The sequence below is a fragment of the Acetobacterium sp. KB-1 genome (assembly GCF_003260995.1).
Lineage (GTDB): Bacteria > Bacillota > Clostridia > Eubacteriales > Eubacteriaceae > Acetobacterium > Acetobacterium carbinolicum.
Map to the genome: position 1 here is coordinate 439,060 of NZ_CP030040.1, position 12,194 is coordinate 451,253.

12 protein-coding genes are annotated in these 12,194 nt (G+C 36.3%); 10 read left to right on the plus strand and 2 right to left on the minus strand.

The genetic code is table 11. The features are described 5' to 3' along the window. Positions 1-79: 79 nt before the first annotated feature. From DOZ58_RS02085 to DOZ58_RS02130, 10 genes are all read left to right on the plus strand, one after another. The gene (locus tag DOZ58_RS02085; protein WP_111886781.1) at positions 80-382 is read left to right on the plus strand and encodes a hypothetical protein; all 303 of its coding nucleotides are present in this window, start codon (positions 80-82) and stop codon (positions 380-382) included. Further along, complete coding sequence (locus DOZ58_RS02090; protein ID WP_111886782.1) at positions 379-1,659, plus strand: HNH endonuclease domain-containing protein; 1,281 nt, start codon at positions 379-381, stop codon at positions 1,657-1,659. Before DOZ58_RS02085 ends, DOZ58_RS02090 begins: the two co-directional genes overlap by 4 nt. A 54-nt stretch (positions 1,660-1,713) precedes the next feature. Continuing rightward, a complete protein-coding gene (locus tag DOZ58_RS02095) occupies positions 1,714-3,795 on the plus strand; it encodes an AAA family ATPase (RefSeq protein WP_111886783.1) in 2,082 nt (693 codons plus the stop codon). Positions 3,796-3,973: 178 nt separating this feature from the next. Then, a complete protein-coding gene (locus tag DOZ58_RS02100; protein WP_111886784.1) occupies positions 3,974-5,179 on the plus strand; it encodes a hypothetical protein in 1,206 nt (401 codons plus the stop codon). 51 nt (positions 5,180-5,230) lie between these two features. Further along, the gene (locus DOZ58_RS02105; RefSeq protein WP_242988577.1) at positions 5,231-5,737 is read left to right on the plus strand and encodes a hypothetical protein; all 507 of its coding nucleotides are present in this window, start codon (positions 5,231-5,233) and stop codon (positions 5,735-5,737) included. A 225-nt stretch (positions 5,738-5,962) separates the two neighbouring features. Beyond that, positions 5,963-6,589, plus strand: a complete 627-nt coding sequence (locus DOZ58_RS02110) for a DsbA family oxidoreductase (protein WP_111886785.1) — start codon at positions 5,963-5,965, stop codon at positions 6,587-6,589. 264 nt (positions 6,590-6,853) lie between these two features. Beyond that, positions 6,854-7,600, plus strand: coding sequence for a hypothetical protein (locus DOZ58_RS02115; protein WP_111886786.1), 747 nt, complete (start codon positions 6,854-6,856; stop codon positions 7,598-7,600). An 11-nt stretch (positions 7,601-7,611) separates the two neighbouring features. Continuing rightward, complete coding sequence (locus DOZ58_RS02120; RefSeq protein WP_111886787.1) at positions 7,612-8,097, plus strand: hypothetical protein; 486 nt, start codon at positions 7,612-7,614, stop codon at positions 8,095-8,097. 86 nt (positions 8,098-8,183) lie between these two features. Next, positions 8,184-9,125 carry an alpha/beta fold hydrolase gene (locus DOZ58_RS02125; RefSeq protein ID WP_111886788.1) on the plus strand — a complete coding sequence of 314 codons (942 nt, stop codon included), beginning with the start codon at positions 8,184-8,186 and terminating at the stop codon, positions 9,123-9,125. Positions 9,126-9,327: 202 nt separating this feature from the next. Next, the gene (locus tag DOZ58_RS02130) at positions 9,328-10,170 is read left to right on the plus strand and encodes a prenyltransferase (protein ID WP_111886789.1); all 843 of its coding nucleotides are present in this window, start codon (positions 9,328-9,330) and stop codon (positions 10,168-10,170) included. A gap of 177 nt (positions 10,171-10,347) precedes the next feature. On the opposite strand, the gene DOZ58_RS02135 is transcribed toward DOZ58_RS02130, so the two are convergent. Then, entirely contained in the window at positions 10,348-10,737 is a 390-nt protein-coding gene (locus tag DOZ58_RS02135; protein ID WP_111886790.1) for a response regulator, read from the minus strand. A gap of 15 nt (positions 10,738-10,752) precedes the next feature. Further along, on the minus strand, positions 10,753-11,967 hold the full coding sequence (locus tag DOZ58_RS02140; protein ID WP_111886791.1) for a pentapeptide repeat-containing protein: 1,215 nt from the start codon (positions 11,965-11,967) through the stop codon (positions 10,753-10,755). Between the last annotated feature and the right edge of the window lie 227 nt (positions 11,968-12,194).

The window sequence follows — 12,194 nt, forward strand, 5'->3', positions numbered from 1 at the left end:
AATTAAGCAGAAGCGAAAGGTTGCTAATAGCGGATTGATTGATGATAGTTCGTAAGGTGATCATTAAGCTGGAAGCATTTTGGATGAGTATCATACCATCTTACTGACGCAATCATTTCTCCATATTAAAATACTTTCTGATCAAAATTCAATCAAACGAAATGAATTGACTACAAAACTGATAGAATGCAAAAAAATTGTTGAATTAATCGGAGAGCCGGTTATAAGAAATTTTTATATGATGAAGATAAAAAATCTTGAAGTAGAATATCGGTCACCTGAATTGGGAAAAATCATAGATAATTTCGAAAAACTGGACAAAATTGATCAATCAAGCTTAATTCAGTATATCGTTGAAACTAAAGGAGTAGATAACAAATGATAAAAATTTCATTATCAAAGGAAATTGAAGAAAAGCATTTTAAATATTGTTCAGAGAATATTTTGCCAGGAATTAAGAAAGCGAACCTTTTTTCTGTTGACAAGATAGAATTTAAGTTGGAACCGTGTTTTGATATTCAAGTGTTTAATCAAGAGGAAAAAAACTTTTGGGCCTATATCATAGAAAATTTCGAAGAGATTTCAATTGGTAAACCTGATGTATTACGAAAGCATGATAAAAAGATAAAAAAATTGTTCGCAACAGTTGCAAAGGGTATTGAAGTTTTAAAATCAAAAAATAAAAATACTAAATCATACAGCCAATATTTGTTAGAAAAATTTCGTTATGAAGAGTTTAAATCGGAAGATTTGTTTGACATTCTTTTAAAGAAAACAAAGAAACGGAGTAATATAAAAAATTATTCGTTTGAAGTTCAAAAATTAATGATCAAAGATCTTTTAAAATACTTACCAAGTAAGAAGAGAATAATATATGAATCATTTTTCGAAAATGGTACAATAAAAAATCTGAAGAGATCTGATTTTGAAATAGGGTTTAAAAATTTAGGGATCGATTTGACGATACATAATTTCAAGAATATGATTACTTCAGTAGATGCTTGGTCAGATTATACATTTGTGATGGAAAGTAGCATTCGAGTTTGTCCTTATTGTAACAGACAATATATAACACCGGTGTTTTCTGATAATGGAAAACTAAGAGGAGAGATCGATCATTTTTTACCCAAAAGTATCTATCCGTATTTCTCAATGTCATTGTACAATATGATACCGGTTTGTCATACTTGTAATCACATTAAGGGGGATAAAAAATTTGGATTTGATAGTATTAATCCTTTTGAGGAAAGTTTGAACGATCATTTTACATTTGAAGTGAATCCAGTGACGCAAGAACTCACTATAAAAACTTGTGATAAAAATGATGAAGCAATTAAATTACATATCGATACTTTAAAATTAAAATCGCTTTATGGTTATCATAATAACCAAGCGCTAGAACTTTTGAAAAAAAGGAGTATGTATCCCGACATATATATTATAGAACTATTTAAAGTCTATGGCGAATCGTTTGTTTCAATTGAAGAGTTTAAGGAATTTATAGTTGGTTATATTGCGGACGAAAACCAATTGAATAATGAAGCGTTTTTGAAACTAAGACGTGACATAGCAAAGCAATTAAATTTTTTAACCGAACCTGCTGAAGCTGCTCAAATAAAAGAATTAAAAAAATTGCAAAAAATTTGTAGTGCGAACTGAATTTACAGGAGAGTGTTATAAATCTTTTGAATCAGGCATAGAAAAGGGTTTAGTATGGAATTAATTTACATTTGGATAAATAAAACTAAAAATCAAGTTATAAACGATTGTGGGGTTTGTTTCAACAAATCTTATTTTATTAATTTCAACAAGCATAAACATGAACTAATGATAAGAAAAAACCATGCAAATATCGGTGTGTTAACAGATGAAGTCATAACAGGGTTATCTGCGATTGTGGGTAATAATGGATCAGGTAAAACAACTATTATTGATCATATTTTTCATACTTCATTGATAAAAACAAAAGATTTAGGTATAGAAAATGAGCAGATTAGATTTGAAATAGAAACAATTCAAATCTATGTAAATAAATCAGCAACAGATGAGAAAATAAATGTTTTCTTCAATTTGCCTTGTAGAATAAAATATGATTTAGAGAATCTAAGAGGAGATGAAATTGTAGAATACGATATAAATGAGTTAAATAAAGATTACTACAGTGAGACACGTTCAGATAACTCACATCCAAATTCGATTTCAAAGGTATTTTTAACAAATAGTAGCCAGAAATCAAAATATTCACATGAAGATGGTGATGGGCAAGAGCATAATATTAGCTTGAATCCAAAAACAATAGAAAACTTATCTAGAACATTTTATTCATCAAAGACACAGATCTTCTTAGGTGTAGGGGTAAATAATTTATTTAATAACTTCCAGAAATTCATGATCAGGTCACGTTCGATGGAAACATTTCAATCGCTATGTGATGTTTGCTATTATAACAATTTGAGAAAAGCAAACAAAGATAGTTTTGTAAAAAAAAATAACTATATAAAATTATCAGTAACATCAATTTTGAATAATTCTAAAGACTTTTTAACTGAGTTTTCACAAAAACCATTAGGGGTTGATGCAAATTGGGAAACAACGATTAAAAAAGAAATTCAGAATATTATCTTGTATAGTCCCCAAGAAAAATGGGGATTTATCGAACCGGATCAAATTGAAGACTCATTTACCAAAATTGGTCATTTTAAAAACAGATATGATAAAACTAACATTATTTTGCAATTGATTTTAAATTTAATATTTGAATTGCGATGCTGTGGTTTTATGAGTGAAAATGATATTGAGACTCTAATGGGAATTAATGAGATTGATAAAATTAAAACAACTATAAAAAAATTCGTTGAAAAGTATGAAAAAAAAATTCTTAAAGCTTATTATAAAAGTGCGATCGATGAGATTGAGGAGCTTGAAATTATTCTTAAAGAATGTTCCTGTGTTGCAGATAATCTAGGGTATATCAAATTTGATTGTAATCCGAAAAACGATTTTGAGGAGGACAAATTGGAGAAGCCATGGATTAAGATTTATGAATATATTGAGAATTATACTCGTGCCAAAAGATTTTTTGTTTTAAAATATTTAAATATAACTATTGAACATATGTCATCAGGTGAACGGGCACTATTGAATTTTTTTTCATGGTTGCATATAGTACCATTTTTTGATTCAATTAAAGGTTTTGAAAATGGTAGAATTAATAATAATGTTTTAATTCTGATAGATGAAATTGATTTATATTGCCATCCAGAATGGCAACGACAGTTTATAAATATCCTTATGAATGAATTGAAAGTGGAGTTTAGAGAAAGAAAAGTTCAAGTTGTTTTCACAACTCATTCACCGATTATACTTTCCGATATACCAGATGATAACGTTGTATATCTTGAAAATGCACATGTAGTAAATAGATTTGAAAAAACTTTTGCTCAAAATATTTATACGCTTTATAATGATGCTTTTTTTCTTAGGGAAACGATTGGTGAATGTTCAAAAAAAATTATTGTAGAAGTTGACGAAAATTTAAAACGACATGAGATTAAGCTTAACGAAAACAATTTCAGAATGAATTTTTACGAAGATGATACAATGCAGTATTGCAAAAAAATAACTGCGATCATAGGTGAACCAATTATCAGAAAATCTTTTGAAAGAAGGATAAAGAAAATTGAACAGAATTATAGGTCTGTCAATTTAAAAGAGTTAATTATTCTATTTGATAGTTTAGAAAAAACGGAACGAATGGAAATGATACAGTACATAATTGAGACTAGTGAAGAATAATAATCAATACACTTACAGTGCTAGGAGTAGGCCCCTGTGCTAGGCACAATTAACTTATTGAGCAATCGAGGCATCATTGTTCATGATCAGTTATCAGGTCAATGGTTGACTACAAGTGCCAGACATGCTTTACAAGGATACAAAACGCAAAAATTCATATTTCTGGAGGAAATGATTAATGGTCGAGAACATTAAAAAAAATGAGATTTCAAAAGCTATGATGAATGTTGAATACTATTCTGCTGTTCTTAAAGATGAAGTAGCGTTAGAAAAATGTACAAAACTACCATTAGTAAGTATTGCTGCGTTGGGTACAGCTTTTCCTACCTTGCCTGATGCATTTCGAACCGTTACCCAAACGTTTGAAACCGGTGGAATGGGCTACTACAAGGCTGACTTCCCGGAAGGTGTTTTGGGAGAACTTGTAAAAGCGAAAGATGGCACTGGATTTCGTGGACTCATTCAGGGAGCAAATGGTCAAATTACTGGCCAACCGGTATTTGTACCGGCAGCTGGTAACTCCGTAACCTTGACCACAAAAATGGCTTACGATCCTACGTTGCTGTTAATTGCAGTTGCACTGATAAGCATCGATAAAAAACTGGCAGAAATCCTTGAAACTTCACACGAAATTTTTGAATTTTTGAAACAAAAAGAAAAAGCAAAACAGCGGGGTAACCTGAATGTTTTGGAGGATGTTTTAAATAATTACAAATTCAACTGGGACAATGAAAAATATAAAACCAACAAACACATTCATGTTCAGGAAATCAAACGGGAGGCGGAGCAGAGCATTATTTTCTATCGGGAACGGATCGTTAAAAAAATGAATAAAAAAATAGGGAATCTTTTCATTCATCATGACCAGGATGTCAAAGGCAAGCTGGAAGAAGTTCATGCTGAGCTCAAAGAATATCAACTGGCGTTATATTTGTTTGCCTTTTCGTCCTTTCTTGAAGTGATGTTACTGGAAAACTTTGGATCGGCATACCTTGAAGGTACCGTTCATAAAATAGAGGATTATTCTTTTCAATATCGTGAATTATATACAAAATGCTATAACCAGATTGAAGAATATGTCAAGTCTTCGATCAATTCATCTTTGCTAGAAGGATTTGCATCGATAAATAAATTTGCCGGAGATGCGGTGGCAAAGATTCCCTTTATCTGTGATTCACAGATTGATGAAACTCTGATTGAAGCAAGTAATCAATTGGAAAAATTATGTTCAAGAAAGACTGTACAGACAATGAAGAAATTTGAAAACAACCAAAATAACTGTGTCCATCCATTCATAGAAAATATCAACACCGTTAATAGGCTGTATAATCAACCGATGGAGCTTATTTTTGATCAAGAGAACATATATCTGATTCCAGCATAAAATTGCAACAAGCTTATATTTCGATAAGATAAAGAAGGAGGCCACTCAGTCATGATTAAATCAACTTTCAAAGGTACGATCATTTCAATCCAACCCCGTATCCGTCTAACGAGGTCCTTCGATGAAGCCTCTCATACCTACCTCGGCTACGCCATTAAGTTAGAAGGGGAACTCGATGGCGTGGAAACGACTTTTTCCATCGGTATCGGCAAAGCCGCCCATACCAAACATCAATTTAAAATCAATGACATCATCTCAGGTGAATGCGTCCCAGTTCCTGATCCTGATATGGAACCGGTTGACTATTATAAAGTCTCAAAGCTTAGTGTTATCGCTAAAGGAGAACCGGGCAGCACATCGTCACCCTGGGAACTGGTGCCACCGTTGCTGGAAGTTTACAGAGAAAGAGGACACCGCAGACTGGCAGCAAGAACCTATGATACGAAGTGTCGCAGTTGTATGTGGGGTTGTAGAATGCCAGTTGAGATCATTGTTGATAATTGGAATCCGAGAGGGCTAAGAAAGTATCGGTTTGAGGTTTCTGTTATGGTCCTTTAAGTTGCAAGCTGCATAAGCCTGGTCCTAACCGTAAGGTGGAAGGTCGGAATGGAATGGTGTACGTAGAGGAAGATTGGGTAGACCAGATGGCAGTAGAGCATCGGGGAGAAGATGAGTAGATCGGTGATAATAATTTGAAGGCAGCTCAAATAATAATCGGCCTTGATGCCTGGCACACTTAACCAATTTGAAAGGTCTTACCAGTGGTAAGAAAGGTAAATAACAATGAAAATAGAAATTTGGTCAGATTATAGTTGTCCTTTTTGTTATATTGGGGAAAGAAAGCTTGCCTTAGCCCTTGAGAAAACAGGTATAACAGAAGACGTTGAGATCGTCTTTTACTCGTTTGAATTAGATCCGAACGCAAAGAAGAGCTATGAAGAGAACATTAATCAATTGCTCGCTAAGAAATATGGGATGAGCATCGAACAAGCAATAGCCGCTAATAATAATATTATCAATGTTGCAAAAGAAGTTGACCTGGAATTCAATTTTGACAAATTGCAGCCGACCAATACCTTTGATGCCCATCGTTTGTCACATTATGCCAAGGAGAAAGGCAAGTTGATGGCATATACAGAAGCTGTGATGAAAGGCTATTTTACCGATTCAGTAAACATTTCAGATTTTGACGTGTTAACTACAATTGCAGGTGAAGTGGGATTAGATAAAACAGAAGCACTACGCATTTTAGAATCATCAGCCTTTGCAAAAGAAGTCAGACAAGATCAGTCGAATGCACATTCGCGCCAAATAAATGGTGTGCCATACTTCTTGTTTAATGGAAAAGAGGTCATAAATGGAGCACAATCAGTTGATACTTTTGTGGCCGTAATTGAAGAATTAAAATAAGTTTAAAAGCGGTTTTAAAGATCGTCAATCTAACAATAAATCTCTGGCAGTCGTTTCCGGCCGGATTTTTGACGGGCAGCTCGGTCAGACTTTTACTAATTGCTAAAATACACAGAAAGCGTCCCTGTCCTAAATGTAGCGAATGGAGCTTGAATAGACCTTGAACAAAATCAGGGATTAAGAAAAGCTAGCCGGAGAACAGAAGGTCATCTTTGTTTTACCAAGATGAGGGATTAAAAATTTGTAAAGAGGGGAGCTAAACGAATGAAATCCAGAAAAGTAAAGACTTGTCTGATCGTGCTGGTCATTCTAATTTTTGGCTTATCGCCGTCGGGAATAGCAGCATTGGAAAAGAGCGAAACAGATCTTGATGCTCAGAATTTTCAGCGAAGTACAAACCCGGAGCTGCTGGAGATGATCGCATGGAAGGGTGCTATTGCCAATAAAGAGACGGGTGAATCCATTGAATTCAACTCACAAGAGGATAAAGATCTGGTGACTCAAAGCACAGAACCCCAACTCGTTTATTTCAATGATGGTACCGGAGAGAAACATTATTATCAGGATATCATTGTCAGTTTGCCCAAAAATGTTGATCAAAGTGGTTCTGGCACAGAAATCAGCAGTCCCAGAACAGATGAAGATAATGTGATTTCGGTGGTACTGGGGATGCGCTATGCCACGGGAGACTTTGGGATATATCAGGTTGTCCGGATCGACGGCGTTTATGTGGATTGGGAAATAACAGATCCAACGGTTCGCCTGCAAGATGTAGAATTAGGATACCGGATTAGCAATGGCATTGGGGTGGAAAATGGTGCCATCAATGAGCTGGTACTATGGGATCTTGAAACAGCATCCAATTCCTACGAAACAGAACGAATTGCTCCTAGTCCATGGTTCCTTCGGACGAAAGACTTTGTTCATTGTCGGACCATTTTCTCGGGAAATTTGATCCATGAAAACGGCGATTCCCGGTCGATAGTATTGGAATATGATTATAGTAATTAAGGAGTGCGAAAATGACGATCAGTATGGTACAACGTAAAAAGAAAATAATGCAGTGGAGTTATACGTTATTAATTTGGGTGATCCCATTTTTATACCTGACCCTGTTCCCTTATCTTTTAAACTACACAAAATATTTAGCCCGGGATGAAATCTCCTTTGGTCCCAATGCCAGCAATTTTTATCAGAATTTATCGGTTTTTATTCTACCCATCGTGTTTAATCTGTTTATTGGTGCGGGCATCTTTATTTTGGGATCCGGCATTAAAAACGATAGCGGTAAGGCGATCCGTGTCGGTTGTATTCTGGGCGTGGTTTATTCATTTTTGATTCTGTTTAGTTATCCCATTTACTTTAATATTGATCTGCCGCTAATATATCAAATCTTTCGGTTGGGAATGTACACCGGGCCAGGGAATCCCAGTTTTATTCTGGTATTCTATGGGTTCTTGCTTTATCGGATTGTAAAAAAAGATCGACCTGACAAATCAGGTCAGTGACGTTGGAAATTGACATGCCAGGTGCACTTAACTTAAGATCATCCGGCTGCATGACAGCCTGATAATAAATTTATAGGAGGAAGACAATGGCATTTGAAGAAAGAAGTTTCAAATCATTTAACGAAAAGGATACAATCCAGGCTTGGATTTATAAGCCAATTCGCAAACCCCGGGGGATTGTTCAAATTGTCCACGGTTTTGGGGAACATTCACGACGCTATCTGCATATGATTCTCAAGCTGAACGAGGCCGGGTTTGTGGTTGCGGCAGATGATCATGTGGGACATGGTAAAACCGCCGCTCAATCGGGAAACTGGAGTGACTGGGGAAATAAAGGCTATCTGACCATGGCAGAAGATGAACACAGCCTGCGCCAATTGGTCCAGGCAGACTATCCCGAACTGCCTTATTTTATGTATGGTCACAGCATGGGCTCGATGATTGCTCGATCTTATGCGACAATTTATGGGGAAGGCATTGATGGTTTGCTGCTCTGCGGAACCTCGTCGATTTTTCCGAAGACTCAGGAGTTGGCGGCAGCGCTGCAAAAGTGCATCGAAGAAGGCAAAGGCGAAGAAGTCGATCCGAGCTACTTAGGCGTTCTTTTTGAATGGATGACTGGCCGCATCACTAATCCCCTGACCCCCAATGATTGGATTGCTGGCGATCCGGATATCGTTGCCGATCATGCCAGTGATCCCTTCAACAATTTCACCAGTCCGCCGAATATCCGCTCAACCTACGATTTTATCATGATGATTGATAGCATTATCGGAACCCAATGGGCCGAGAAAGTTCCGGCTGCCATTCCGGTTTATAATATTGCCGGTGATCAGGACCCTGTCGGTCTTTACGGAGAAGGTGTCTATGCGGTGTCAAACTGGCTGGCAGATACCGGAAATCAGGTCAAGACAAAGATTTATTCCGGCTATCGTCATGAAATCCACAATTATCGGGATATTCGTGACGCGGTCGAAGACGGCATGATCGACTTCATCAATGCGATCATTGCGACGAAGGAAAGCTGATTTACACGGCAGAAGTGTGATTGTGAGGGAATAAGATGTTTATAATCCACAGTACCAGCCATACTTAACTTAGTTGAAAGGTCTTACCTTTGGTAAGAATGACGAGGTAAAACGGGCAATATTATATAACTTTAAAAGTATCAGGTAATGACCGCAACAATCTTGATTCAATTAAGTATCCAATGGAAAGGAAACCGTAAACATGACTCAACAAACCAACAAAACCGATTTTGATTTACTACTGGCGATGCGCCATGATAATGGTGCGGATTTTTGGGCAACTCCGGATGGTCGTCTCGGCATTGAAAAACCAATCAGCACCTTGACAGCTTTGATGATCATCAGTGAATTAAATATTAGTGAAGATTCTGAGGCGTTGCGAGGGGCTGCGGATTTGGTGCTGGCAGCAATCAGGGAAGATGGTCGGGTGCGGATTGCGCCAAAAGCTGCCATCTATCCCTGTCATACAGCACATGCGGCAGCAGCCCTTTGTCGTAATGGTTATGCCGAAGACAAAAGGGTTCAGTCGATCTTTACCTGGCTCTTAGCAAATCGATTTAAAGATGGCGGATGGCGGTGTAATAAATTCATTTATGGTCGGGGTCCGGAAACGGAATTTTCAAATCCCAATGTTACACTTCTGGCCTTGGATGCCTTTCGATTTTCAAAAAAATATCTGGACAGCAAAGAACTGGACGACGCGGTAGAAACCCTTCTTGATCATTGGACTGTAAAAACACCAGTGGGTCCCTGTCATTATGGAATGGGAAGCTTGTTTATGCAGGTTGAATATCCATTCTTAAGGTATAATCTTTTTTATTATACTTATGTGCTGTCTTTTTACCCAAAGGCCCAACAAGATCAACGGTTTAAAGCAGCGTTTGAAGCACTTAGCCAAAAACTGGATGATCAACAGATGTTGAAAGTCGAACATCCTAACCGAAAAATCAGTCATTTTAGGTTCTGTCAAAAAGGATGTCCTTCTGAATCCGCCACCAGCAGATACGGTGAAATCGTCAAAAACATAACCATCAGACCGGTTTAAATTATTGGTGAAAAGATGTCGGTTCAAGAAAGTATGCATGTTTAAACAAATTAAAAATCATGGGCTCATAATGACAATTTTAAAAACGATATACCTGGCTGGTATCGTTGAGATTGATAAAAAGAGACAAGCTTTGACAGATTCAGGTCCAATGTCTAGAATTATCCGATCAAAATATCAGGACAAGCCACTGTTTTTTATGGTTGAACGAATGATTTCTTTCATTGTCGAGATGCCAGCGTCTTTATGAACATAATTTGCGGCTCCCAGTTCAAGGCACTCTTTGATTTCGTCAAGATCACTAATTGATGAAATCATAATAATGATGAAATCTGGATTCAGATCGAGTAAAATTTCGATCAGTTCTGTTCCAGAGTGACCAGGCATGTTGATATCGAGAAAAATGAGGTCAGGGTAGCTTGTCGTGTCAAGATCAGCTAAGAGTTCATCGCCACTGGCATATTCCTTCACAACAGACAGATTAAGTTCCTGGCAGATATTATGAAGAATTTTTCTTGAAAAAATACTATCATCAGCAATAGTGCATGTTAATTTTTGAATGTCCATTCAGATTATCTCCTTTTAAACACGATCATTCTGGTTGATTGAACGATTACTGTCGATATCACATTCAGTATTACAATTTTTTTTTCGAATTGATGATACCGGAAACTCGCCCTGAAACAGAATACCAATGCGTACCAAAAAAGCTCCTAATAAGATATAGCCCATTAATGATTGAACAAGAATGACAATATGTCCAATATAAGAAGTAGGATTCGCATTAATCTCACCAAAACCAAGGCCCGTCATGACAATGACTGAAAAATAGAAAGACCTAATTAAAACAAGAAAATGATTGCTTGACTGATTAATAACCAGATCATTAGTAAAGTGTGGGAAAATAGTATAAATTAGAGCAAAACCCAAAGTAGTTGCCAGAAACACTAAAATTAAACGAATCGTTGATGAACCATAATCGGTAATCCACCAGAAAAACTTGACTACCGGATTGATGATGGAATTACCTAAACTTTTTAAAAGTTTGAAAAAATTAACTATGGGGTTATGTTTGAATGTTTTTATATAGTCTGCGGTTGCAAGTTTTTTTTCTTCATACCAGTTTTCCCACCAGATACGGCGGATGTTACATTGGAAGCTTGACAATAAGACTGGCTCGATTCTACAACTGCTTAGCCCAACACCGGTAAAATTAGTTTTCCGATCATAATAGCAATCCCAAAATATTGTTTCGCCATCGACGGAAATGGCAGAGAAATCAGTATCATACATCTGTACATTTTTCATATCACATCCGAAAAAATCAGAATAGGTAAACGAACTGCCGGTTAAGCAAGTGTCATAAAATGAAACATGAAGGAAATTGGCATAATCTGCTTGAGTATGAGCCATGTAGCTTTGATGTATTTTACTTTTAGAAAAGTTTGCGTAACGTAAGTCACAATGATTAAAACGGGTCGTGACAAAATTACCATCGGTCAGGGTGGCCTGAACCATACTGCATTCCTCGAAGGTTGCGCCAAATGCTTGAACCTTATCGATTTGACACGAATCAAAGACGCAGTTTTTAAAGACTGATTCGGAAAAGTTGGCATCACAAAAAGAAATCTTGCGAAAGTTAAATCCGGTCAATTCAATAGAGGTGAGTACTTTGTGATCAAAATTTATTGATAATTTTCTGTTTCTCCGGCGGAAAGTGTTCCAATCATTGCTTTTATTCTGTTCAATACAGTCAAGCAAATATAAAAAAATATCAAATTCATTATTTTGATCCATAAAGATGACCTCGCTATTCGTATGATTCTTGGAAGCTTTGCTCTCCTATTTTTTAAGGAGAGTACTTAATAAATACCCCGGATCCATATGAATAACCAAGAAGGGGAAATTTTGTTAAAAATCTGACGCAAATTTTAAAATACGCTGCAAATTTATAGATTATAAGGTTTGAATTTATATAATAAGATAAAAAAAATACAAGCGGATTAGTTTTGTCAGCGAAATTG